Consider the following 24,115-nt stretch of genomic DNA (forward strand, 5'->3'; position numbering starts at 1 on the left):
TATCGTTATTTTTTTAGTTGTTTTAATGGTTGTTCTTGCTGCTCAAGTAATAATCGTAAACGCTGCATATCATCACGCTGAGGAATACCGGTTAGAAAAATCCGTCCCGTTTCATCAACCGATAAATCCAAAACTTTATCTTTTGTAGTCATCGTTCTTTCGTACTGCTCAAAACGTTTTCGACCTAGCGCTGTTAACATATGTAATTGTTGGTTATCACTACCTCTGAGTATTTTAGTTTGTGTCGCTTTAACTTGAAAAGGCTCGCTGATCAGCGCATCTATTAATCCTTTCATAGCAGAAACTTGCGACTCAATTTTATGCCACTCATAACCGCTATAAACTAAAATATCTCCTTGAGAAATTTTGCGTATTGCAACTAACAAAGAATGCAAGGCCTCAGGTTGCTCAAAGGGTTCTCCTCCAGAAATAGTGATACCATCGGCAAAAGGCAACCAATCTTTCATTTGTTCAACCAGTACCTCAACCGTGATGCCATTATTTTTTACAGACCAAGTATCCGGCGATAAACACCCTTTGCAGCGTAGAGAGCAACCTTGCATCCAAATACCAATACGGTTACCTGGCCCTAACGTTGTGACTGGAAAATGCATGCGAGACAAACTAATTTCCATTACATTAATTCACCACAGGAGATAACGAAATTTGAGTTGTTCCGCCAAGAACAATATCAGTGATTTGATAAGCAGTACCGACTTGTAAATCGTTATCAAAAATTGCACGGGACAATGGATTAATTAAATGAGTTTCGAGTTGGTTACGAATACCGCGCCCACCATTGGACAGGTCAGTTAAACAGCAGTTATTGAGTATTTGCTTAGCGTTATTTGATATCGATATAACCAATCCTTGCTTCTCTATACCTAAAAGAATACTACTCACCATTTGTTCGAAAATTTGTTCAGCAACATCAGGACGAATAAAATCAAAAACAATAATATTCTCACCAATACGATTAAGTAATTCAGGGCGATTCAACACTAATTTAAAATGACGTTCTATCTCGCTTTTAACATTTCGAGTCACGGTTTCAAAAGGTTCATGAGGCTGTACGTTGGCAACTCGTTCCCCATTACTATCAAGTCGATAGATACCTAAATTTGAAGTAAAAATAATTAAAGATTCAGAGAAATAAACACGGTCGCCTCGCCCCGATGTTAAAACACCATCGTCAATAATTTGAAGAAACTTATCCATTAAATGAGGATGTGCTTTTTCAATTTCATCAAATAGAACAACACTAAATGGCTTTTCTCGAATTGCATTAGTCAATTCACCGCCAGAATCATAGCCAACATAACCTGGAGGAGCACCAATTAGCCGTTGGTCAGCATGTTCGGCACTGAATTCAGACATATCGAAGCGGATATACGCATTTTCATCACCAAAAAGTAATTGCGTAACCGTTTTTGCGAGCTCTGTTTTACCAACCCCTGTAGGTCCTGCTAAAAATACCACGCCTCGGGGACGCCCACCTTTATTACTTCCCACACCAGTCATTGCGCGTTTAATAATATCTAATAAATGGGTGACCGCATGTTGCTGGCCTTTAACTCGACGTTGAATAACGTCTGGCGCATGATGGATTTTTTGTTTATCAATTTTCTTCCAAGGGTCTTCGGTGATCCCGACTTTATAACGACGGACGGCATCACCGATTCGAATAACATCTACGTTTTCAATTCGTGCCAATTGAATAATTGCCGTTAAATCAAGTAATAACAATCCTTCTGTCTCATCGATAAAGTCATTTAAAAGACTTTCTTTTTCTGGCTCGCTAATTTGAGTAAAACCAGATAATGATCCTAACAATGTAGGCGCAAGTATACGCCGTATTTGACTATCCGGTTTTGCTACAGGAATTGCACGGATACGGGGGTTATTCACCAAGAACCAATCAGGTAAATCCGTTTCTTTTTCAACAATCCAAAATAATGAATTATAAAACGGTAAGTTATTCTCTCCAGCAGGACGAGCTTTGACTTGGTGTGAAGCCACTAATGCGCGCGTAAACAAGCCGTGTTCTGCTGGTGTTAAGTTATCTCGATGAGAAATTAAACATGAGGCAAAATCAATACAAAGTGCAATAGGTTGCTCTTTATAGTTTACAAATTTATCTAATATGTGATTGAGCATATCAATGCCACCTGCCGCTTTATCATCTGTGGTATTAAGGCCCAGATTTTGCATCAGCAAAGCGCCCTCTTGCGCATTATGCGCTAGGTTTGGTACCCATTGAAAACCCAATAATGGCGTATAGGTAATGATATGCGTATAACCAATTTCAAATAAGCTATTAAATAGCGATTGATTAAACGGTAAAGGCGTCACAATATTTGGTGCTATTTCACTGGCTTGTAAATCTCGAACATTACCAAATAAAACAAACTGGCTTTTCAATGGAATAAATCGAATTAAATCTCTTAACCAGCGTGGTTTTTCAAAATCAGCGCCCATATCATCCCTTATCTCAATCTTGATTTTGTTTGTCAGTTTACCTTAAATTGTGAATCAAAAGCTCGCTGATATTGTTTTGTATCCAGATTATCTGAACATTCTCAATTTAGATAAATTGTGATGTACTTCATTTACTGTGTCTTAGAATTATATGCAGACAAAATATCCTGCCAATTATTTCGTGATAGGCTCTTCTTTTTATACAATTATCACTATTAATTCCTAAACTGTCGCTATAGTATTGTATTAATGAAGACCAAAGCAAAGCGAGGTGGATCATGTGGCAAGCAATGTGTCGTTTATTAAGTGAACACTTAGGTGAAGCGGAGCTACGTAATAAAGTCATGCTATCAGGGGGTGACATTCACCATACATTACGCATTGACTACGGTGAACACACCGTATTCATTAAGCAAAATCGACGCGAGTTTTTGCCGCTGTTTAAACAAGAGGCTGAACAGTTAGAAATATTAGCAAAAAGCCAGACCGTCACTATCCCTAAAGTGTATGGTGTTGGTAGCAATAAACATCATAGCTTCCTCCTTCTTGAATATTTCCCATTAAAACCCTTTGACGCCACAAACGCTTGGCACTTTGGTCAACAACTTGCTCGCTTGCATCAATGGGAAGAACAACCGAGTTATGGTTTTGATTTTGACACTATGCTAAGTACCATCACCCAACCAAATAGCTGGGAAAAACGATGGAATTCATTTTTTGCAGAAAAACGCATTGGATTACAATTACAGCTTGCCTCTGAAAAAGGGATGGTATTTGGTGATATTCAATTGATTGTTGATATTGTTAAAAACCGTCTTTCGGGACATCAACCTCAGCCGTCTTTATTACATGGCGATTTATGGCCAGCTAATTGCGCAGTAACAAATCATATTGACGGTGTTCTCTATGATCCTGCCTGTTATTGGGGAGACAGAGAATGTGATATTGCTATGTTGCCTTTATATCATGAGCTACCAATTCAAATTATTGATGGCTATCAAAGCGTATGGCCGCTACCTAATGGTTTTTTGGAACGACAACCGATTTATCAACTTTATTATTTACTCAATCAAGCCAATATTTTTGGTAATGAACAAAGTTACCTGCAAGCAAGAGCGATCATCGATAAATTGATTGAAACACAATAAAATACTACGCTAGCGTAATGCCGAATCACTTAACTTTTTAAGTGATTCGGATAACTTATTAGACTCAATAACTATAATTTCTACGGTTAACAGAACCTACCAATTTAAAAAATTCAACATAAAGAAAATACCAATTCCTAGCACAACTGGCCAAAAATATAAAATAAAGAATTGTGTAAAAATAGTGTGTCGAGGGATAGTCACTTTAGCTTCTAATTCTTCTTTTGAAATCTCTATACCTTTGGCTTTTTCCAAAATTACGTGATCTTCAAGACTTTCACGAATAAACTTAATTTGTCTGTACATCCGCAATCCTGAAGCACTTAAAGCAAGCCCAACAAATATAAAAACAAAAATTACCGTAAAACTAATATTGTTAGCCGATAAACCATCTGCGGCATGAGGTATTGGTGAGTTATTCCAAAAAATATTAAGGAATGCGGTACTTTGGCGAGTCATTTCGGCCATCAATTTTATAAAATCATTCGCGACCGCATTAATCCCTTCACCTTCTAATCCTTTTATCGCTGCTAGTTTAATTAAAGAAGCTAACGTAGAAACTAACGCCACAAGAAATACAACCCACCCCAAAATACGTTTACCAATAGCGATATAACTAGCATTGCGGAAATTCATTGCAACTATTCCTTAACAATATTTATTTTTGTCACCCAATTTTCCTATTAATAATAGCTGAAATTGCCCATCCTCTACAAATTTCCATTTAGAAATGATAGTTTTGTTATCACTTTCAGATTATTCAAGTGCCCTATGCACTACCCTATGCACTAATGGGTTCAATATTAGCGCTAGCTGTATATGTCTAATCGGGTGCTGACTTGCTACAATGCATCACTCAAAGTAGGCGCTAACACTTTCAAGTTGCCAATCACAATGAGAACACTGTCTATTGTGATGTTTTATTTAGATTCAATCACTTGAAATCTGGCAAGAATACACTCATACATGAATGGAGTTTTGACATGTACCATAAATTACCTATCCAATCCGTTATTTTTGATATGGATGGCTTGCTAATAGACTCAGAGCCTTTTTGGGCACAAGCAGAACATGAGGTTTTCTCACAGTTGGGGCTTGATCTTTCTATCGCTGATTCACTTCCAGACACACTTGGGTTACGTATTGATCACGTTGTTGAACTTTGGTATCAAGCTTCACCTTGGCAAGGTTGTAGCCAAGAAGAAGCGAAACAACGAATTATTGACCGCGTTATTGGTCTAGTTGAAGAAACTCGTCCTGTTCTTCCTGGTGTCGAACATGCAATGGAATTATGTCGCTCTTTAGATTTAAAAATTGCCCTAGCCTCTGCCTCGCCGATGTATATGTTAGAAAGAGTTCTAGAGCTGCTTAATATTCGCCATTATTTTTCAGCGGTAGTTTCTGCGGCTGATTTACCCATGAGTAAACCGCATCCTGAAGTTTATCTTAAAGCAGCGGCACAACTGTCGACAAAACCAATCCATTGCGTCTCTTTAGAAGATTCATTCAACGGTATGATAGCGGCAAAAGCGGCAAGAATGCGCTCTATTGTGATACCGGATCGTCAACATTTCAACGATCCTCGTTTCGGATTAGCTGATGTGAAACTGGCATCACTCAATGACTTAACTGCTGAATATTTACGCTAATCATCGCCTCATAAATTAATAAGTGCGCTCCCCTATCCACTTTCGATAGGGGAATTTGCATCAGAGAATAAAATTCTTTTGTTATCTGCTAATAAATAAGAGTTTTTTTAACTTACTCCCTCTATCATATTCTTTTTAAACGTTTTATACTGCCATTTAACTGTATAGATAAACAGATGGTATTTTATCCACCATGACTGCTGAAGGGCATCTGCTTTTTTCCGTCGCCTCGTTAATAATGGCTCATAAATTACAATTAACGCCTGAGCTTGCTCAAGGTGATTGGCTGCACATGATCCCAGGAACGTTATTAGGTGCATTACTGCCCGATATTGACCACCCTTCATCTATCCCTGGGCGTCTGTTACGTATAGTCTCCCTTCCGATATCAAAACTCTGTGGCCATCGTGGCTTTACTCATAGCTTAATAGCATGGCTTATATTAATGATTTCCTGCTATCAATGGTTACCTGTTGATTGGGGTATTCCCAGTGATTTAATTCAAGCTTTTTTATTAGGTTATCTGAGTCATCTTGTCGCCGATATGCTCACTCCATCAGGGGTTCCTCTTCTATGGCCTTTACCTCAACGTTTTTGCCTACCATTATTACGCAGTAAAAATAGCAAACGAGGTGAGCGTTTTATTTCTGTTGTTTTGACTGTTTGTGCATGTTTGTTACCGGCAGGCTACCAGTTGGATTTTTACTTTCAAATTGAGAGCGCAATAAAATATATTCATAATCAAATGGATATACACTTGTCTACATAAACGCCGCTTTTGTAATATACTGTAAGCATGAATAAAACTATCTTATTACTTTTCATTATAAGAAATGTGTTTTATCACCTGATAACATATAACCAATTGTTAGAAGAAATATAATCCTTATAACCATGAAGGATTAAATAACAAGCAACGTAATTTAAAATCAGCGATTTGGAGTCCGGAATGAATATTCCTCTAATTATAAATTTACTCGTTTTTGTGGCATTACTAATACTGCTAGCAAAACTTGGTTCAAAAGGCTGGAGCCTGTCTAAAAAAGTATTGGTTGGTCTCGTTTTCGGTGTTGCTTATGGTGTCGTACTACATTTAGTGTACGGCAGCGGCCACCAAACAGTAAAAGACTCCATTCTTTGGTTCAATATCGTAGGTAATGGTTACGTTCAACTATTACAAATGGTCATTATGCCATTAGTTTTTGCCTCTATTTTGAGTGCGGTAGCAAGGCTACATAAGGCCTCATCACTAGGTAAAATTAGCTTTCTAACAATCGGCACGTTGTTATTCACTACGGCAATCGCTGCATTGGTTGGTATATTAATTGCCAATATGTTTGGGCTGACAGCTGAAGGCTTAGTTCAAGGCCAATCAGAAACAGCACGTCTAAGTGCTATCCAAACTAACTATATTGGTAAGGTTTCAGATTTAACGGTTCCACAACTGATTTTATCATTTATCCCTAAAAACCCGTTTGCTGATTTAACTGGCGCAAGTCCAACTTCTATCATCAGTGTTGTTATCTTTGCTGCATTCCTCGGTGTAGCTGCACTGCAACTATTTAAAGATGATAAAGAACGCGGTGAGAAAGCATTAGCGGCTATTGATGTGCTACAAGCGTGGGCAATGAAATTAGTGCGTTTAGTTATGCGTTTAACCCCTTATGGTGTTATGGCGTTAATGATAAAAGTCGTTGCGAGCTCTAATCTTGCAGACATCATTAACCTAGGGACATTCGTCATTGCATCTTATGTCGCTATTGCCATTATGTTTGTTATTCACGGCATATTAGTCGCATCAACAGGTTTGAACCCTATTACCTTTTTCAAAAAAGCAGGGCCTGTACTAACTTTCGCGTTTACTAGTCGTTCAAGTGCCGCAAGTATCCCGCTAAATATCGAGACACAAACACGTCGTTTTGGTATTCCTGAGTCGATTGCGAGCTTCTCTGCCTCTTTTGGTGCAACTATTGGTCAAAATGGTTGTGCGGGTATCTACCCTGCAATGCTTGCAGTCATGGTTGCACCGACGATGGGAATCAATCCATTTGACCCTCTGTGGATAGCAACGTTAGTGGGTCTGGTGACTATCAGCTCAGCAGGTGTCGCAGGTGTGGGTGGTGGTGCAACATTTGCAGCGCTAATCGTGCTACCTGCGATGGGACTGCCCGTCACACTTGTTGCTCTATTGATTTCCGTTGAGCCACTAATCGATATGGGCCGTACTGCACTTAACGTCAGTGGTTCTATGACAGCAGGTACCGTAACAAGTCAATTAATGGGCGAAACTGATAAATCAGTTTTCAATCAAGAAAATGATACTGAATTAAAGCATGTTTAATTATTAGTTCAGCTAATAGACCTGCCTTCTTAGGCAGGTTTTTTTTGCTTTAATTTATTGATTCTTAGTGACTATATACAAAAAAGGCCACACAATGCGCAGCCTTTGATTAAATTGATACAAGTAAAGCTTAAAAATGAAACTAAAGCTTATTTAAAATACCTCACATATACTTTTGATTATTTTATTATCTTTCTATTTTCATCAACAATATTTGAAAACTATGTTTCTATTACCTATATGAGAATAAAACATTGACGGTATTGCTAAACGGGCCTTGTTTAATCGTTGAATTATTTTCTTTAGATAATTCCGCTGAATAAAGGTAATTACCCGGTTTTTGCTGAGAAATAACACCTTTATAATATTCTTGATCAAAGCGAATTTCTTGCCCTAAACTTCTGTCTGTAATCGCCATCTGTAAGCCATTATCAAAAACTAAATATTTATTATTGACTACGCCTTTATTACTTTGAAATTTAACACTAACTTCCAGTGCGGCTTCACATGTTGAAACAGGCGTTAATGTTAAATTAAAATTTTCTTTTACTGTTTTATTATTTTCAAATTGGTCTGTCGTAAGCTCTTTAAAATCGACCACCTCATCACTCATCGTAACAATAGGTGTCGGGCAATAGTTAACTAATGTTCCTACCAGACGGATAGTGTAATTATCACCAATACGATTTCTCACACCATCCGTGTGATAACCGAGAGTAAAATTACCTGTATCAAATGATTTTAATGGTCCCGCTCCGCGCTTTATAGTAAACGTATGCCATAAAGCTATTGAATAATTACCTGTATTCCAATACCCAACCATTAATCTAGGTGTATTCAGTGCTGTAATTTCTACTTCATTAGTGTCATAAGCTGATTGATAAACTCTAACGCCACTAGAGAGAAGATAAGCTTTAGTTGATTCGGGCGTTTGATTGTAAAACCAGATAGTTCTATCCGCTTGAGATCCTGAAAAATTACAATTCCATGATATAGCTGAAAAACCACTACCTAATGTTGTTCCAGCAGGGATATTTCCTGGTATTGTATTCATATCAATAGATAGTAATGGCAAAGGGAACCACGCTCCTAGAGGAGTACATGTAACACCGGCATAAGAAAGCGCACTGAAAGTCAGTAATAACGAACTAAACACCCCTTTCTTAACTCTATTTTTTATTGTTTTGTTCATAAGGGATTTCATTTAAGTGTTCCTTAGCAGTTTTTATATATCTCACTGATATTTAGTAGGTTTGCATACTTTTTATCATTGCCATGTTAATGCAAATGCTAAATTTCACCTTGAACACATTTGCAATAATTTATTCTTAGCAAAATTGCATTCATGCTTTAGTAAACTTATAGTCACCAGTCGCTCTTCCATACTATTTTAGCTGTTTTAAATAAACATGCGTTGTTGGCTACGAAGAATACTACTCAGGTGGTGAGTAAATTGATATTCATAAGTTATTAATTTCGTCTATAGTGTGTAACTAAATATATTAACTGTATCAATACATATATCGTCTATATTTTCTATTAACGTTTCTTTAACTGGTCTAAATACTAACTCTGTTAATATTTGCATTATCAATTCCTCAGAAAACAGAAAATCCCGCGTTAAGCGAGGTTTCAATCTATAAATTATGTGGTAACCCATTAATTATTATCTAAATTTTTAATTAGTAATTTTGATAATGCAACGTTTTGACTTTTATTCTCAATAAGAATGAATATCATGCATCTGATTCATTGCCATTATAAGATTGTCTTCATAATGATAAAGGGATTCAGGGTAGTTAGTGACATCTTCAGACTGAGAAAATTTAATTTCTGAGAGTTTTATTTCTAAATTCGTATCAGTCACATTCATGTGAATTCCTTCCAGAACTTGCTGTAATTGATGTGCAGCTTTACCCCCTCCTCTATTTGCGTAGCTGACCATCATCGCCGGTTTTTTATTCCATTCTTTATACAAATGATCTATAGCATTTTTCAATGCCGCTGGGTAACCCCAATTATACTGTGGAAAAACGAATATATAGGCATCTGCTTCTTGAATTTTTTTGCTCCACGCAATTGTATGCTTATGCATATAAATACCTTCAGCAGGCAATCCAGGTTCATCATCCATTGGTAAATACCAATCTTTTAAATCAATAATTTCTGTAGAGTATTTTTGGCTTACCACATCTTTAACCCAGCATGCTATTTGTGGCCCAATACGCCCCTGACGAACACTACCAATTAAAATCTGAATATGCATACTTCAACACCCATAATTTTTAGAAATTTCATATCGTCAATAGAGATTTCCAGTAGAAAATAAGAACAGAGGCCAGCAACTGAATGAAAGCCCCCTGCATATAGTACAACGTCAAATGTCAGTCTTGTTTCTCTGTCATATAAATCTATGTTAAATGAAGCTTTAAATTTTTGGTTGATTATTATGCATAACTACACATGCAATAAAGATCATTATCAAAAAAATTGTATCGATATCAAGGTGTAAATACTCAAAAACTATTGGATCACAGATCACAAAAATTGGCAGATAATTATGACGATGACCATAGAAAAGAATGGCAAATTGATGTAATTTTAATAGTCTACTTTCTGTACTATTTTGAGGGTGAATTTCGCTAAGGTTTTGGGTAACTTTTTTAGCTTAAAAGATAAATAAGCATATAGGATTATTTTTTACTTAAAAAGTAATACTGCATAACTCAGCAATAAAAAAACAATAAAATACAATAGACTAGCCATCAACACTAAACAATTTAATTGCAGTTAATATTAATATTTCTAATGATTTTATAAATATGGACTCCTGTAATTATATGACCAATATTCATATACTAGAAACTAATTCCTCAAATAACCCTTGTATTAGCTGCGGTGCTTGTTGCGCCTATTTTCGTGTTTCCTTTTATTGGGCTGAAGCGCAAATAGGTGGCGGCACTGTACCACAACATCTAACAGAGCAAATCACACCATTTATGAGTTGTATGCAAGGAACTAATCAAAAACAAAATACACGCTGTACTGCGCTTAAAGGGAATATTGGGGAAAATGTTTCTTGTGCAATATATCACCAAAGACCAACGCCTTGTCATGAATTTGAGCAATCTTGGCTTAATGGGATACATAATGAAGCTTGCGATAAAGCTCGCGCGGCTTATGGATTAGCACCACTCGAGCCAAATCGGCCGCAAATTGCTTGTTAATCGTCAATGACCCAGAGCATTTCTGGGTTATCTTCCAAGCTAACTCAATTAGTATTGCAATCAACTCATCATGAGATTTCATTCATCACTTGCATTGCCAATTCAAATGAATATAACCGTGCTTGATGATCAAATATTTGTCCATTAACCATGATTTCATCAGCTTGCGTTTGACGTAATATCGATTCTAATCCATGACGAATTTTAGCTTTATCGCCGACCAAAGACATAGCGAGTGCCTGCTGAACCCCAAATTGTTCTGCTGGAGACCAAATAGTTTCCATATTTTCGACTGGCGGTGGGAGTTGAGAAGTTTGTCCACGACGCAACATAACAAAAGCTTGTTGCATAGACGTAAATAGAAACTCTGCATCACGATTGCTATCTGCGGCAATAATATTAATGCATACCATTGCATAAGGCTTAGCTAGCCTATCTGAAGGTTTAAAGTTAGCACGATATAATTCCAACGCTTGTAATAACAAATCGGGGGCAAAATGTGATGCAAAAGCAAAAGGTAATCCCATTTCAGCCGCAAGCCTTGCACTATATAAACTGGAACCTAATAACCATACGGGTACCTTTTCACCAAATCCAGGAACTGGACGCACGGCAGGATCAGGATCGGTCGCATCAAACCAATTCACTATTTGAGCAACATCTTGGGGAAAGTTATCGATATCATTATTCATATGGCGACGCAATGCTTGCATCGTTTGCTGATTACTGCCCGGAGCACGCCCTATTCCAAGGTCAATACGTTCAGGATACAGTGTATTTAATGTACCAAATTGCTCAGCAATGACCAAAGGTGAATGATTTGGTAGCATAATGCCACCAGAACCTAAACGAAGTGTGCTTGTATTCGCCGCAAGGTAACCAATCAAAACGGACGTAGCCGCACTCGCAATTCCCGTCATATTATGATGTTCTGCTAACCAATAACGATAATAGCCTTGCTTTTGTGCCATTTTCGCTAAATCTAGAGAATGAGAAAATGCCTCTTTTGCAGTCGAACCTTGAGTAATCGGCGCTAAATCGAGTAAGGAAAGTGGAATTTTTTTATCTGACATGACAACTCACTTAGTTAGTTTTTTATTAACTCTGTAGCCATCCTAGACGATAACCTCCCTGTTCACCAGCTATTGGAATGTGCTCAGCACAACTGGACTAAAACTTAATATTTTGACTTTTAATCGGTACAGAAATAGCGAATAAATAGCAATATGAGCCAAACATGAATAAAAAGTGCAGTAATTATGAAGCTTCAGTCAACAGAGGTAAAAGCGATTGCGAGAAGAAATGAATTCATCGAGTATCTAGTTATCGAAAACATAGAGGGATAGATGATGAAAAAAATTAATTCAGGTTTACTTGCTTTAGTCTTAATGTCAGTAGGGTTTGTAGCAGTCGCTAACAGTGCGAATAATAACCATACTCCGCGCCAAAACATGGAAAACAGCTCGCCACGCCAACATATGGGAAATCACCATAACATGGTGTATAGCGTAACGGAACAAACAACTACACCTAATGAAACAATAAAAAAAATAGCCAATAATGTGCCAAAAATTGAAGATGGTAAACGCTACATCGTTAAGGTTGCAGTAATTGAAGTTCCTGAAAATTCAAATAAATATACGATGCCAGCACCACTGCCAGTGAACAAACCCGTAACACAATAATCTGATTGTATTGGTGAACAAATGGTTGAATATAATTTAAGTGTTCGGTAATACCTTTCACAACGATATGTATAACCGCATAGTATCTATTGCCAATAAAATATATGTTAATCAGATAATAAAAATTTTATATATATCCTACGATTGCCTCTGTTTACAGAGGCTTTTTTTTGTACTTAATCCTAATTACTTTTTAAGCACTGGTAAAATTACATTATTACGACTAATCTTTAAATCGAAGTAACTAAAGATAATTTGTTGTAAACGTAATTTCCATTAATAGTATCTATAAAAGTTATTGATAATATTCCATTTTCTCATATAACTTGAATTACCTTATATATTGAATACCTTATACAAACTGAAGTTTTTATATAGATTAAATTTCCAACCTCAATCAACCTTAATATAGTTAAAATTATTTTGGAGCTAACCATGGGTTATTTTGAACTAAAAAAATCGACCAAAGATGTGGCTCAGCCTTATTACTTTGTTTTAAAAGCTGCAAATCATGAAATCATTGCGACAAGTGAAATGTATGCATCAAAACAATCAGCACTAAAAGGCATAGCCTCTGTCCAGAAAAATGGTTCCACCGAAACAATAAATGATTTAACTGCTTAAATGTCTGTTCCCTACCGATAAGGTAGGGACAGCTTTGACAATATCTATTTTAAAACCAAATGGTTATGATTACGCTATATCTCGATGTTACTACTAAAGAATCCAACGTAGCAACGCGGTTACCGCCGCCGCAGATAACACAATCAAAATAAATGGTTTTTTAAACCACGTTAAAATACCAGCCACCAAAACACCAACGACTTTAGGTAAATCAGACAGGTGACTTCCATCAAAGATTGTTGAAGTCACTGCAACAGAGAATAAGATCACAATCGCCGCCGCTGAAAATAGAGCCTGACTGTTGTCGGATAAAACTATTTTATCTTTTAGAATAGCGCCAGATGCGCGCATCAAATACGTACCAATAGCCAATATTAAAATACCCGCTAAAATAAGCCATGGATTATCCATCATAATTATTTCCTTATATAAATAACTAGGCTCAATAACGCAAGCAAAACGGGTATTCCCGCCGGTAATACTGGAGTCACAGCAACAGCAATCACAGCCCCAATAATTGCAGTGATCCTCAAACGTTTATCTTTTAGCGCCGGTAATGATAATGCTAAAATGATCGCGGGAAACATTGCATCCATTCCCAACACATGAGTATCATTAATGAAGCTACCCAGCGCCTCACCAATCAAAACACCTGCGGGCCAACAAATTAAGATCCCTATCCCACATAACCAAAATGCAGCACGTTTTTCTGTTTTATTTTCTTGTGCTAAACCAAATACGACACTTTCATCATTCATAATATGATATCCCAGTAGTGCTTTTGGCCCTTTTCCTGCCAATTCGCTGACAGCAAAGCTAAATGGAATATGTCGCGAGTTTACCAATAGCCCCGCTAATGCCGCCGAAATAGGGCTTCCTCCCGTAAAAATAACACCAATAAATAAAAATTCTGATGCCCCAGCTAAAACTAAAATAGACAGAGTCAGGGGCACCCATAAATCAAATCCTTGGGAATGGGCCAGTGCCCCATACGAAATTCCAACAATAAGGTCTGCAATACACACCAGTGTAATATTTTTCACTGTGTTATTATTAAGTGTAGAAGTTAGCATAATTCAACCGTTCGATATATAATACGTTCGTTCATTATGTCGATGATTATCGCTAAGTCAATCAAAATAGGATATTAAAATTGAGCTTACTTTCGCCCCCTATCGAACTGATATCAAAAGCACTCGCCCGTGAGAGATTAAAAAGCGGGTTATCTTTATCTGAATTATCTCGTCAGGCAGGGATCGCTAAATCGACTTTATCCCAATTAGAATCAGGCCAAGGTAATCCCAGTATTGAGACGTTATGGGCACTTTGTATTGCTTTAGATATTCCATTTGCTCGTCTCATTGAAGATAAACGAGAAACAGTAACGGTGATCCGTCATGGTGATGGTGTCCAAATCAGTGCTGAACATGCTAATTATTTAGTTTTTTTACTTTCGTCGGCACCCTCTGATTCACGACGTGATATTTATACCGTGGTTGCTCAACCAGGTCGTGACCGCATTTCAGAACCCCATATGCACGGTGTGAGTGAACATATTATTTTGATGTCAGGTAGAGCCTTAGTCGGCCCGCTTGATAACCCAACAGAGTTGCACCCCGGCGACTATATTCATTATCCTGGAGATGAGCCTCATATTATGCGGGCACTTGAACCTGATACGATGGCTGTAATGGTTATCGATAAACAAAATTAGCACTTAATTAGATATAATTATCGATAATGCATTTAATATTTTCATATCTTATAATTTGACCTTTAAATTTACAGGACGATGCGCAATGACATATTACGAAGAAATAGTTAAAAAAGTTGATTTAAAATTAGACGAAAATATTGTTCATAACATGAATGAATTGCTCACACAGTTATCTCATGATGCGGGATTAACAGACGAACAGAGGTTTGAGCAGCAGCAACGTTTAAGAGACGCCATTTTTGTTCATCATAACCAATAAAGATTATTAGGGTTTCCACCCTAATAATCCATTAGCATCGTTTAAACAAAAAGCACTGGCAATAGGGTTAACGCTAATCCTGGTATAGGTAATAATATCAATCCGAAAGCCATAATAGAGATCATTTAAAAGTTCTCTTGCTGTAAATATGACCAGGCGTACTGTGCATAAAGCTCTGCACCTGTTGCCATCGCGTCTTCATCAACATTAAAACAACCATGATGATGCGCCCATTGGGTATCTTTTTCTGCATTACCTGAACCTAATAAAGCAAAACAGCCCGGTATATTTTCGATATAGAAACTAAAATCTTCACCGCCCGGTGTCGGTTTTTCAAACATTAACGTTTCTTCGCCGAAAGCCTGTTTAATCACAGATTGTGCTAGCAGTGCACTACGCTCTTCGTTGATAACTGGTAATGTTCCATAAATGTAATCTACTTCTGCCGTTGCGCCATACATTGCAGCTGTATGCTCTGCATAACGACGAATAGCCGCTTCAATGCGGGTACGAGTTTCTAGATCAAAACAGCGAACAGTCCCGTCTAACACCGCATTTTCTGCAATAACATTAAAGCGGGTACCCACCTCCATTTTTCCGATGGTGACAACCGCAGAATCAAGTGAGGAAGTTTCACGGGAAACTATCGCTTGTAAGTTCATCACAAAGGAAGAGGCAACAATAGCTGCATCAACGGTAGCTTCAGGCATCGAACCATGTCCACCGCGACCTTTAAATTTTACAATAAGTAAATCCGCAGAAGCAAAAGTTCCGCCTACATTACAAGAAACCTTGCCTGACGCCGTAGTAGACCAAATATGCATACCAAATACGTTATCCACGTTTTCAATTGCACCTTGTTTGATCATTGCGCTTGCACCTTTCGCGGTTTCTTCAGCTGGTTGAAAAATCAACCTAATATTACCTTTTAGCTGATCACGCACTTCATAAAGAGCTTTTGCGGCAGTCAGTAGCATTGAGGTATGCGCATCATGTCCACAAGCATGCATTTTACCTTTGATTGTCGATTTATACTCTAATGAATCATTCAACTCTAAAACAGGTAATGCATCGATATCCGCTCGCAATGCAACGGTTTTACCTGGTTTACCGCCTTTGATTTCAGCAATAATTCCCGTTGGCTCGGTAAGTCGATATTCAATGCCAATTTTTGCCAGCTCTTGGGCGATGCGCTGGGTCGTTCGGACCTCTTCCCATGATAACTCAGGGTTTGCATGGAGCTCACGACGAAATGCAATCATATCTTGTGTATGTTTTTTGATTGCAGCTGCAATTGTTGTATTGACCATTTTTTTACCTTTTGCTTTTTTGCAGACACTTTAATTGCAATTTACTTTTTACAATTTAGTTATATGCAATTTATTGTTCTAATAATTTATAATGATTAACATTCAGTCAGCGATTTTACTGTAGCAAACATCAGATCCACACCGCGTGCGATTTGTGCATAATCAGTCCATTCATCAGGGTGATGACTTAAACCGTTACGGCTAGGCACAAAAATGAGTCCTGTCTGAGTAATGCCTGCAAAAATCATCGTGTCATGACCTGCACCGCTCACCATGGTACGAAAACGTAAATTTTGTGCACTGGCGTGCTGTTTCATTAATTCACAAATATCACTATTCAATACTGTCGGCTTCACATACAAAGGCTGAGCAATAGCGCTAGTAATATTGAATTTTTCGCTTTCTTGCTCTGTTAATTCAATAACTTGCTCAATGACCTTTCGTAACGCAACATCATTTTTTGAACGAATATCGACACTAAAAATAACTTCACTTGGAATAACATTTGCACCATTGGGCATCACATTTAAGCGCCCCACCGTCGCTACCGTATTATCGCCCGCAGCCTTAGCAAGCTCGGGTATATGACTAATAATATGGCTAGCACAAACTAATGCATCTGCACGCATATTCATTGGCGTAGTACCTGCATGGCCTGCTTTGCCCTGAAGTTTTATTTCTAATTGACTAATACCAACAATGGTATCGACAATTCCAACATCTTCATTGGCTTGCTCTAATACAGGACCTTGCTCAATATGTAATTCTAGAAATGCTTTCACCGACTCTGGTTTCAGCACCGCTTCATGGGCTTTATCTGCATTGAAGCCTACTGTCGCCATACGCTGCGCGGCACTTATACCTTGCCTATCTTTTAACTGATGAAGTTCTTTACTACCAATCAGTCCGGTTATCACACTAGATGCCATCAAACCACGACCAAAGCTCGTTCCTTCCTCTTCAACCAGTGCGATCACCTCAAGTGGATAACGTGGCTGGAGGTTTTGCTCACGCAGACGCGCGACCACATCCAATCCAGTGATAATGCCTGCTGGGCCATCAAAAGCCCCACCATTAGGCACCGAATCAAAGTGGGAACCAATAATCACCGCCGGAAGCTCAGGCTGTTGTCCTTCTAATCGACCATAAATATTACCAATCGCATCTTCACGGACAAGCAAACCTAATGCAGTCATTTCTTGTTTTAAGTAAGCACGAGCTTGACTATCTTGCTCGCTATAGCTCATGCGCGTAGTACCTTGCCCAGGTGTTAATGTATATTCCGCCAATTGCTCTAAATGACGTTGTATTCTAGAAATACTTGTTTCCATAATAATTACCCTGCAACCGGAACAATGTAAGCAACCATAATCCCAGCTAAGACCACTGAAACCATCGTAACCGAAATGAAGCCACCGACTAACATAGGCCCTAACATGTGACTTGTAAGTATTTGACGCTCTTTCTCATCTTTGGTTAAGGCATTAATCGCTTCATTAGTGATAATATAATCTGCTGGAAAACCATATAACGCTGTTAATGAAACCGCAAAAGCCATCTCTTTGGAAACACCTAAAATTCGACCTACTATCCATGAAGCAATATACATACCGATAACAGCGGCGACAATTAACACGACCATCGGATAAACAAGGCGTAATAGCATATCGGGAGTTGCATGATTTAATGTATCAAAAATAAATAACATTAATCCCATGATGGCAAAACCAAAACCATTGGCTTTTTGCAATGGTTGTCTTTCTAAAAATCCAGCCGACGATGCAATAACACCAAATAATAAACATAATACAAATGGGCTAATGCTAACGTATGGCGCGGCCCATGAAGAAACAATGTAAGCGATATACCCCACAGCCGCTAATCGTAAAAATTTAAAGTAGCTAGTATTATAATGAGAAGGTATTTTTTTAAACATACGCGGCATTTCATCTTCTGAAACCAACGTTTTAACTTCAACATCATTAGCCCCTTCCGCAGCTAATGATTCATGCCATTTCCCACTACGATACTGCTCTAAAACACGACGCCCTTCTCTTTTTAACATAACTGCTGTTAGTGGATATCCCGCAAAGCCTTGCATAACATAAATTAAGATGGCAAAAACAGAAAGATCAACAAGACCCGCCTCCGCCGCACCCTTTGACATAATTAATGAAGAGACAATGCCGCCCACCAGCGGTGGTATTGCAACCAATACGGTATTTAAATCAAACAGTGCCATCCCGATGATATAAATAAAGACGATGATGCCTAAAATACCGGATAAGGAAATTAAAATTGTTTTCCATTGTCGCAGTAATTCCTTAAGCGATAATAAGGTTCCCATATTGGTTATCAATAAATACATCAGTGATACAGCAACCACTTGTGGAATACCGGCAATGCTGACAATATCTTTTGGAAATATAGTCCAATAGCCAACCAAAAATAAAACAGCACAAACGAAAACCGATGGGATCCATGCTTTGGTCCTCACCGCTATCGCATCCCCGATATACAATATCCCCACTATAAGAAACAGCGCTAACATCTGTGACATGACTTTTTCCCCGAATGTATCTTTTTTTAATTGTTTATTTTTAGTTTTACAAACTTTTTATCTTACATTGAGACAGATTAAAATTTTGCTTATGAATGTTATATAACCAATATTAAGAGTAATTATCTATACTTATACAAAAACGCAACAAATTTCATAATATCATTGAAAATCCAGATGTATAGGTCACAAAACCAGGATGATAGAGATAGGAATAATCAGAGATAATAAATCTTATAGTCAGATATAATAAAGCTTAGCTATATACTTCCCATATCCTCTAGCAACCTAACAGAGAATTAGTGTTAAATTCTTATTTATATGTTTTTTTTAACGGTATAATCTTCAGGTTAATTTTTAAACCATGAAATTATATTCTATTACCTAGGCTTATATTTTTAATTACACATGACAACAATCTAAAAAAGACACAACAATAACAAGGAATTTTTTCTTTGAACCATATATTCTACTTTTTTATATTTTTGAGTTATTTCCCTTTCAACATAAACATAAAAGGCGTAAAAATCTTTAAATGTAATAAATAAAAAACCTCACAAATATATTAAATATTGATGAGGTTGTTTGAATTCGCAAAATCAGGTTTACAACATTATTTGAGTTTAATCCCTAATACATTACTGATTTGCAGCTGACTGCTCTGATGAAACAACTACATTTTTAATTTTACGGTTATTTTCAAATCCAGGTTGTGGCACTTTAATAAAGAAAGTTAAAACACCCGCAAATATATACAAACCAGTGTAAGCCCAAACAACACCGACAATATCAAAAAAAGGAAGAAATAAACTCGCAATAGCCGGCGCAGCAAAATTACTAAGACCAGCAGATAAGTTGTAAATAGATACCGCAGCACCTTTATGATGAGGCTCTATACTTGGGAATACTGCCGTCATAGGGACAAATGCGGCAACAAATATTCCTAACATAATGGCTGGAATTAATGCAATCGCGAAATTATGACCAAAATATACGGGTAGGTAATAAAACATTAAACTCGATACAGCCATACCTAAACAACCAAACCATCTTACTTGACGGATCCAGCCGATATGTTCTCCAACAATACCCCAAAAAATATTGGTGAAAATAGTCACAAAAAAGAACACTGCCCAAATTTGTAGCCACTCAGAAATAGTAAACCCTAATCTATCAACAAATAATAATGGCATAATAATCGCAAATCCAAATAGCGAAATTGTATTAATTATACGAATGATACTTGCCATAAGAATATTTTTATTGGTAAATAAAATTGTCGCAGCACGTGACAGCTCGGACATTTTATCTTTCATCGGTAAATTTACTTTCGAGCGATCAACAGGCACATTACGGAGACTAAAATAAGCAATTGCTCCCCCAATGGCAACCCAACCTATCGCCATCCAAAGTGTTCCCGTCTCCCCCATATATGGGATGGAAAAACTCGGTAAATAGCTACCAATAACACCGATACCCACTGAATACATCGCCCAAAACCACCCTGTCGCTGCCGCTAAATGCGCGCGAGGAATAACTTGAACCAACATCATCATAAATGAATAGATAAATAGTGGATAAGCCAAACCACGGATACCATAAAATAACAGCATCATTGAATAGCTTTTCATTCCGAGTCCAAATGCCATGAATAAAACATGCATTACGATCCACAACACGAAACCTATCATCATGGCTTTCAATGGAGTGATAATTTCAGCAACTACGCCCGACGCCCAAGCCGCTACCGCAGCCATTAATCCATATACAGTGAAAACCATCGCAGATTGTGTCGGTGTAAAGCCAAGATCAGTAATATGTTTAGATAGAAAGGCCATTTCAAAACCATCACCGCTCATAAAAATAGCGATAGCGATGAAACCCCAGAACAAATGCTTAGGTAATCCAAGCCAATACTGCTTTTGCTCCATTGCAGTTTCCTCTTTTTTAAATTGTAGTTTTATTAATTAAATGTTTTTTAAATCGAAAACACATAAAGTAACGACGGCTTGTAGGGTAAATAACCGCCGTTACTGGTCCTATCACGGCATTAATGCTCTTGCTTGTTTTTGCTGTTGATACAATAATCTAAACACATCTAAACGTTGCTTAAGCCAGACTTGGTTATCTTTACAAGGCAAAAAAGTGCTCAGAACATCGGGTTTACGGCACACCAGCTCTTCAATTCCACCATCCGCTAACCAAGCTAGGCGCGCAGCACCGAGTGCACCAGAAGAGCTCGCAGGATGGGTAACTATTGGAATATCAATTACATCCGCAATAAGCTGTGCCCAAATAGGACTCCGAGCCCCTCCTCCTGTTAAGCTACAACAGCTGACTTGTGTTCCTGTTTCTTTAAGCACCTGCATGCCATCTGCAAGTGCAAAAGTAACGCCTTCAATAACAGCAAAACCCAGCTGTCCACGGGTCGTTTCATTTTTCAGTGCAAAAAATGATCCTGTCGCAAAAGGGTCGTTATGAGGCGTCCTTTCCCCTGAAAGATAAGGCAAAAATACGGGGGATTGTTTTTTCTGTTCTTCACTCAATTGACCAACTTCGTCCATCAATTGATTTTCTGTTGTCGACAATAGCTGGCACAGCCAACGTAAACAATTTGCTGCACTCAACATCACACTCATTTGATGCCAACGGTTAGGTAGTGCATGAGCAAAAGCATGTACCCCCTTATGTGGCGCGGCTTGTAATTGATTGTTAACCACAAAAATCACGCCAGAGGTACCCAATGAAATTAAAGCATCACCTTCATTAATCGCGCCAACACCAACCGCAGAAGCCGCATTGTCCCCCCCACCACCAGCGACGATGACATCTGCACTTAGCCCCCAATGCGAGGCAAGATCAGCGCTTAATACACTACTTTTCTCAGAACCCTCCACTAATGATGGCATTTGTTCACGAGTCAAATTTGTTGCAGCCAATAATTCATCAGACCAATCGCGCTTTGCGACATCTAACCATAAAGTTCCCGCAGCATCAGACATCTCGCTAACAAACTCACGAGTCATCTTCCAACGCAAATAATCTTTCGGTAGCAATACCTTTCCAATTTGGCTAAAAATCTCAGGTTCATGACGTTCAACCCACAATAATTTAGGGGCAGTAAAGCCTGGCATGACCAAGTTTGCCCCTATAGTCAAAAATTGCGGGTAGTTTTCCATTAGCCAATTACATTCATTCGCACTTCGGGTATCGTTCCAGAGGATACAATCACGTAGCACATTATTTTTTTGATCAAGTAAAACAGCACCATGCATCTGCCCAGATAAACCGATAGCTTTTATCGCCGCCCATTCTTTAGGTGCCTTTTGTCGTAATGTTGCGGCAACCGCATTGGTCGCTTCCCACCAGCTATCAGGAGATTGTTCTGCCCACTGCGGATAAGGTCGTTGTACGGTTAAAGCCATATGACTAGACGCAACAATTTCACCGCCTCCATCAATCAATACCGCTTTAAGCTCTGAAGTGCCAAGGTCAATTCCGAGATACATGACAAATCTCCTTTACAATGTCTGTTCTGGCGATTTAAGCCAGTTTTCAATATTTGCCACGGTATTTATCATTAATGTATGAAATTCAGCCGAATTGGCTAATGAGCCAAATAACGTTTCATCTGCAACAAATTTATCGAGCGCATTATCAGCGTTCATCAGCGTTTGGTAATAGGCCACATCCAAAACACCATCTTGGTATTCATAAGGCAATTTTCCTTGCGCCCAACGTTTAAGGAATACAAAAAATAGTGCGGGTAGCACCGCTGTCGCACTTGGCGTTTGTTGTTGTTCATAACGTTCTTGCAATGTCGGCGTAATGAATCCTGGGATCTTAGATAAACCATCCGCGGCAACACGTTGATTTGTATCTTTAATATAAGGGTTACTAAAGCGCGCTAATACCACATCGCGATACTGCTCTAAATCTAACGGGCTCGGAGACAATGACGGAATAACATCTTGGGTAACATAATTCCAAGCCATTTGTTTGATAGGCAACTCACGGGTACTGTCATCGATAAAGTTCAAGCCAATCAACGTTCCCGCCCAAGCGATACAGCTGTGGCTCGCATTTAAAATACGAATTTTGGCTTCTTCCCATGGCAATACAGAATCCACCATTTCTACATCAACTTTTTCCAGTGCAGGACGCCCATTGATAAAATCGTCTTCTATTACCCATTGAATAAAAGACTCTCCCATAACAGGGGCTTTATCATCCCATCCCGTATGTTGCTTCACACGCTCAGCAACATCTGGCGTTGGACGAGGTGTAATTCTGTCAACCATAGTATTCGGTGAACGAGTTTGATTTTTTACCCATTCATATAATTTGATTTCGCCCTTTAATTGTAGAAAAGAGAGAAAACCATGTCTAAAGCGTTCACCATTATGGCGTAAATTATCACAATTAAGTAAAGTAACCGCTTCCCCATGAGCCGCTAAACGTGCTCGTAAAATATGTGCTAATGTGCCGTAAATAGTACGCAACTCACCTTTCAAATCTGCTTTAATATCAGATTGTTCACTATCTAATTCATGTTGAGGTGTTAAATAATAACCGCCTTCAGTCACAGTAAAAGCAATAACGCGAGTTTCTTTTTCACAACCTTGCTTAACTAATTCTGTTAATTTTTCGTCCCAATGCAAAATTTTACGCACCGACGTGATTTTTTCATATTTGCGTTCACCTTCAGGTGAAACCGTTTCAAGTGTGTATTCACCATTTTGTTTTGCTAAGTTGTCTAATAGTGTGTTGGCATCGTTACGAATATTCCCCAGCGCAATCGACCAACTATCATCCCCTTGCTGAATTAAACGGTGTAAATACCAAGCTTGATGCGCACGATGAAATGAACCTGCGCCGATATGCATCCACACCGATTTTTGTTTTAACATTGTGACTCCTCAACCTGAATTGGATATTTGTTTATTTATAGGGCATATGCCCATTTGTTATAGTTTAGTTTCAATAGCATTAATATTACTGCGATAGCGCTCACAGTATTAACTTTTGCCCTTTTAATAAACATTTGCCCAAAACTACAATAATCGCCATAATTAGGCTGAAGATAAATAATGGCTCATATCTCTTGTTCACTGACT

At 38.2% G+C, this 24,115-nt stretch carries 23 protein-coding genes and 1 pseudogene; 10 read left to right on the top strand and 14 right to left on the bottom strand.

What is annotated here, in order from left to right; all coding sequences use genetic code 11:
* Positions 1-5: 5 nt before the first annotated feature.
* Together DD649_RS12830 and DD649_RS12835 are read right to left on the bottom strand one after the other, a co-directional pair.
* Positions 6-635: a 4Fe-4S single cluster domain-containing protein gene (locus tag DD649_RS12830; RefSeq protein WP_294107482.1), complete on the bottom strand. Its 630-nt coding sequence runs from the start codon at positions 633-635 to the stop codon at positions 6-8.
* A 4-nt stretch (positions 636-639) separates the two neighbouring features.
* Entirely contained in the window at positions 640-2,478 is a 1,839-nt protein-coding gene (locus DD649_RS12835; protein WP_294107484.1) for an AAA family ATPase, read from the bottom strand.
* Positions 2,479-2,756: 278 nt separating this feature from the next.
* On the opposite strand from DD649_RS12835, the gene DD649_RS12840 reads away from it, so the two are divergent.
* Positions 2,757-3,626, top strand: coding sequence for a fructosamine kinase family protein (locus tag DD649_RS12840; protein WP_294107487.1), 870 nt, complete (start codon positions 2,757-2,759; stop codon positions 3,624-3,626).
* Positions 3,627-3,722: 96 nt separating this feature from the next.
* Here DD649_RS12840 and DD649_RS12845 read toward each other — a convergent pair whose 3' ends face one another.
* On the bottom strand, positions 3,723-4,262 hold the full coding sequence (locus DD649_RS12845; RefSeq protein ID WP_294107490.1) for a YniB family protein: 540 nt from the start codon (positions 4,260-4,262) through the stop codon (positions 3,723-3,725).
* A 347-nt stretch (positions 4,263-4,609) separates the two neighbouring features.
* Here DD649_RS12845 and hxpB point away from each other — a divergent pair, with 347 nt between their 5' ends.
* The 3 genes from hxpB to DD649_RS12860 all read left to right on the top strand — a co-directional run bounded on the left by hxpB (position 4,610) and on the right by DD649_RS12860 (position 7,616).
* Positions 4,610-5,275, top strand: a complete 666-nt coding sequence (gene hxpB / locus DD649_RS12850) for a hexitol phosphatase HxpB (protein ID WP_294107491.1) — start codon at positions 4,610-4,612, stop codon at positions 5,273-5,275.
* A gap of 193 nt (positions 5,276-5,468) precedes the next feature.
* The gene (locus DD649_RS12855) at positions 5,469-6,044 is read left to right on the top strand and encodes a metal-dependent hydrolase (protein WP_294107493.1); all 576 of its coding nucleotides are present in this window, start codon (positions 5,469-5,471) and stop codon (positions 6,042-6,044) included.
* 180 nt (positions 6,045-6,224) lie between these two features.
* On the top strand, positions 6,225-7,616 hold the full coding sequence (locus DD649_RS12860) for an L-cystine transporter (protein ID WP_294107495.1): 1,392 nt from the start codon (positions 6,225-6,227) through the stop codon (positions 7,614-7,616).
* A 232-nt stretch (positions 7,617-7,848) separates the two neighbouring features.
* On the opposite strand, the gene DD649_RS12865 is transcribed toward DD649_RS12860, so the two are convergent.
* Together DD649_RS12865 and DD649_RS12870 are read right to left on the bottom strand one after the other, a co-directional pair.
* Positions 7,849-8,808, bottom strand: coding sequence for a hypothetical protein (locus tag DD649_RS12865; RefSeq protein ID WP_294107497.1), 960 nt, complete (start codon positions 8,806-8,808; stop codon positions 7,849-7,851).
* A gap of 528 nt (positions 8,809-9,336) precedes the next feature.
* The gene (locus DD649_RS12870) at positions 9,337-9,882 is read right to left on the bottom strand and encodes an NAD(P)H-dependent oxidoreductase (RefSeq protein WP_336430826.1); all 546 of its coding nucleotides are present in this window, start codon (positions 9,880-9,882) and stop codon (positions 9,337-9,339) included.
* Between the two features lie 194 nt (positions 9,883-10,076).
* Here DD649_RS12870 and DD649_RS12875 point away from each other — a divergent pair.
* Positions 10,077-10,262: pseudogene (locus DD649_RS12875) on the top strand (hypothetical protein); the annotation flags it as partial.
* Positions 10,263-10,456: 194 nt separating this feature from the next.
* Positions 10,457-10,843, top strand: a complete 387-nt coding sequence (locus DD649_RS12880) for a YkgJ family cysteine cluster protein (RefSeq protein WP_294107500.1) — start codon at positions 10,457-10,459, stop codon at positions 10,841-10,843.
* A gap of 68 nt (positions 10,844-10,911) precedes the next feature.
* On the opposite strand, the gene DD649_RS12885 is transcribed toward DD649_RS12880, so the two are convergent.
* On the bottom strand, positions 10,912-11,916 hold the full coding sequence (locus tag DD649_RS12885; RefSeq protein ID WP_336430827.1) for a luciferase-like monooxygenase: 1,005 nt from the start codon (positions 11,914-11,916) through the stop codon (positions 10,912-10,914).
* A 276-nt stretch (positions 11,917-12,192) separates the two neighbouring features.
* Between DD649_RS12885 and DD649_RS12890 the strand changes: the two genes are divergently transcribed.
* Positions 12,193-12,528 (top strand): hypothetical protein, encoded by a 336-nt coding sequence (locus DD649_RS12890; RefSeq protein WP_294107503.1) that lies wholly within the window; start codon positions 12,193-12,195, stop codon positions 12,526-12,528.
* Between the two features lie 435 nt (positions 12,529-12,963).
* Positions 12,964-13,152 (top strand): YegP family protein, encoded by a 189-nt coding sequence (locus DD649_RS12895; protein ID WP_294107504.1) that lies wholly within the window; start codon positions 12,964-12,966, stop codon positions 13,150-13,152.
* A 93-nt stretch (positions 13,153-13,245) separates the two neighbouring features.
* Here the strand turns inward: DD649_RS12895 and DD649_RS12900 are convergent, their stop codons facing one another.
* Positions 13,246-13,563 carry an AzlD domain-containing protein gene (locus DD649_RS12900; RefSeq protein ID WP_294107867.1) on the bottom strand — a complete coding sequence of 106 codons (318 nt, stop codon included), beginning with the start codon at positions 13,561-13,563 and terminating at the stop codon, positions 13,246-13,248.
* Positions 13,564-13,568: 5 nt separating this feature from the next.
* Complete coding sequence (locus DD649_RS12905; RefSeq protein WP_294107506.1) at positions 13,569-14,225, bottom strand: AzlC family ABC transporter permease; 657 nt, start codon at positions 14,223-14,225, stop codon at positions 13,569-13,571.
* A gap of 80 nt (positions 14,226-14,305) precedes the next feature.
* Here DD649_RS12905 and DD649_RS12910 point away from each other — a divergent pair, with 80 nt between their 5' ends.
* Together DD649_RS12910 and DD649_RS12915 are read left to right on the top strand one after the other, a co-directional pair.
* Positions 14,306-14,866 carry an XRE family transcriptional regulator gene (locus DD649_RS12910; RefSeq protein WP_294107508.1) on the top strand — a complete coding sequence of 187 codons (561 nt, stop codon included), beginning with the start codon at positions 14,306-14,308 and terminating at the stop codon, positions 14,864-14,866.
* A gap of 85 nt (positions 14,867-14,951) precedes the next feature.
* Positions 14,952-15,128 (top strand): DUF2526 family protein, encoded by a 177-nt coding sequence (locus tag DD649_RS12915; protein ID WP_294107510.1) that lies wholly within the window; start codon positions 14,952-14,954, stop codon positions 15,126-15,128.
* 125 nt (positions 15,129-15,253) lie between these two features.
* On the opposite strand, the gene DD649_RS12920 is transcribed toward DD649_RS12915, so the two are convergent.
* From DD649_RS12920 to dalD, 6 genes are all read right to left on the bottom strand, one after another.
* Positions 15,254-16,438: a M20 family metallopeptidase gene (locus DD649_RS12920; protein WP_294107511.1), complete on the bottom strand. Its 1,185-nt coding sequence runs from the start codon at positions 16,436-16,438 to the stop codon at positions 15,254-15,256.
* Positions 16,439-16,533: 95 nt separating this feature from the next.
* Positions 16,534-17,769 carry a Zn-dependent hydrolase gene (locus DD649_RS12925; protein ID WP_294107513.1) on the bottom strand — a complete coding sequence of 412 codons (1,236 nt, stop codon included), beginning with the start codon at positions 17,767-17,769 and terminating at the stop codon, positions 16,534-16,536.
* Between the two features lie 5 nt (positions 17,770-17,774).
* On the bottom strand, positions 17,775-18,998 hold the full coding sequence (locus DD649_RS12930; protein WP_294107515.1) for a hypothetical protein: 1,224 nt from the start codon (positions 18,996-18,998) through the stop codon (positions 17,775-17,777).
* Positions 18,999-19,636: 638 nt separating this feature from the next.
* Entirely contained in the window at positions 19,637-20,929 is a 1,293-nt protein-coding gene (locus DD649_RS12935; RefSeq protein ID WP_294107517.1) for an MFS transporter, read from the bottom strand.
* Positions 20,930-21,040: 111 nt separating this feature from the next.
* A complete protein-coding gene (gene xylB, locus DD649_RS12940) occupies positions 21,041-22,507 on the bottom strand; it encodes a xylulokinase (RefSeq protein ID WP_336430828.1) in 1,467 nt (488 codons plus the stop codon).
* A gap of 12 nt (positions 22,508-22,519) precedes the next feature.
* Positions 22,520-23,908 carry a D-arabinitol 4-dehydrogenase gene (gene dalD, locus DD649_RS12945; protein WP_294107523.1) on the bottom strand — a complete coding sequence of 463 codons (1,389 nt, stop codon included), beginning with the start codon at positions 23,906-23,908 and terminating at the stop codon, positions 22,520-22,522.
* Positions 23,909-24,115: the final 207 nt, after the last annotated feature.

The organism is Providencia sp. (assembly GCF_003533305.1).
Lineage (GTDB): Bacteria > Pseudomonadota > Gammaproteobacteria > Enterobacterales > Enterobacteriaceae > Providencia.

What these genes read in the sequence shown, in the direction of transcription:
- DD649_RS12895 (WP_294107504.1), top strand. Translation starts at nt 12,964, where the DNA reads ATGGGTTATTTTGAACTAAAAAAATCGACCAAAGATGTGGCTCAGCCT.
- xylB (WP_336430828.1), bottom strand. Translation starts at nt 22,507, where the DNA reads ATGTATCTCGGAATTGACCTTGGCACTTCAGAGCTTAAAGCGGTATTG.
- DD649_RS12880 (WP_294107500.1), top strand. Translation starts at nt 10,457, where the DNA reads ATGACCAATATTCATATACTAGAAACTAATTCCTCAAATAACCCTTGT.
- DD649_RS12890 (WP_294107503.1), top strand. Translation starts at nt 12,193, where the DNA reads ATGAAAAAAATTAATTCAGGTTTACTTGCTTTAGTCTTAATGTCAGTA.
- DD649_RS12845 (WP_294107490.1), bottom strand. Translation starts at nt 4,262, where the DNA reads ATGAATTTCCGCAATGCTAGTTATATCGCTATTGGTAAACGTATTTTG.
- DD649_RS12905 (WP_294107506.1), bottom strand. Translation starts at nt 14,225, where the DNA reads ATGCTAACTTCTACACTTAATAATAACACAGTGAAAAATATTACACTG.
- DD649_RS12865 (WP_294107497.1), bottom strand. Translation starts at nt 8,808, where the DNA reads ATGAACAAAACAATAAAAAATAGAGTTAAGAAAGGGGTGTTTAGTTCG.
- DD649_RS12920 (WP_294107511.1), bottom strand. Translation starts at nt 16,438, where the DNA reads ATGGTCAATACAACAATTGCAGCTGCAATCAAAAAACATACACAAGAT.
- DD649_RS12935 (WP_294107517.1), bottom strand. Translation starts at nt 20,929, where the DNA reads ATGGAGCAAAAGCAGTATTGGCTTGGATTACCTAAGCATTTGTTCTGG.
- DD649_RS12925 (WP_294107513.1), bottom strand. Translation starts at nt 17,769, where the DNA reads ATGGAAACAAGTATTTCTAGAATACAACGTCATTTAGAGCAATTGGCG.
- DD649_RS12930 (WP_294107515.1), bottom strand. Translation starts at nt 18,998, where the DNA reads ATGTCACAGATGTTAGCGCTGTTTCTTATAGTGGGGATATTGTATATC.
- DD649_RS12835 (WP_294107484.1), bottom strand. Translation starts at nt 2,478, where the DNA reads ATGGGCGCTGATTTTGAAAAACCACGCTGGTTAAGAGATTTAATTCGA.
- dalD (WP_294107523.1), bottom strand. Translation starts at nt 23,908, where the DNA reads ATGTTAAAACAAAAATCGGTGTGGATGCATATCGGCGCAGGTTCATTT.
- DD649_RS12900 (WP_294107867.1), bottom strand. Translation starts at nt 13,563, where the DNA reads ATGGATAATCCATGGCTTATTTTAGCGGGTATTTTAATATTGGCTATT.
- DD649_RS12870 (WP_336430826.1), bottom strand. Translation starts at nt 9,882, where the DNA reads ATGCATATTCAGATTTTAATTGGTAGTGTTCGTCAGGGGCGTATTGGG.
- DD649_RS12830 (WP_294107482.1), bottom strand. Translation starts at nt 635, where the DNA reads ATGGAAATTAGTTTGTCTCGCATGCATTTTCCAGTCACAACGTTAGGG.
- DD649_RS12885 (WP_336430827.1), bottom strand. Translation starts at nt 11,916, where the DNA reads ATGTCAGATAAAAAAATTCCACTTTCCTTACTCGATTTAGCGCCGATT.
- DD649_RS12915 (WP_294107510.1), top strand. Translation starts at nt 14,952, where the DNA reads ATGACATATTACGAAGAAATAGTTAAAAAAGTTGATTTAAAATTAGAC.
- DD649_RS12860 (WP_294107495.1), top strand. Translation starts at nt 6,225, where the DNA reads ATGAATATTCCTCTAATTATAAATTTACTCGTTTTTGTGGCATTACTA.
- DD649_RS12840 (WP_294107487.1), top strand. Translation starts at nt 2,757, where the DNA reads ATGTGGCAAGCAATGTGTCGTTTATTAAGTGAACACTTAGGTGAAGCG.
- DD649_RS12855 (WP_294107493.1), top strand. Translation starts at nt 5,469, where the DNA reads ATGACTGCTGAAGGGCATCTGCTTTTTTCCGTCGCCTCGTTAATAATG.
- hxpB (WP_294107491.1), top strand. Translation starts at nt 4,610, where the DNA reads ATGTACCATAAATTACCTATCCAATCCGTTATTTTTGATATGGATGGC.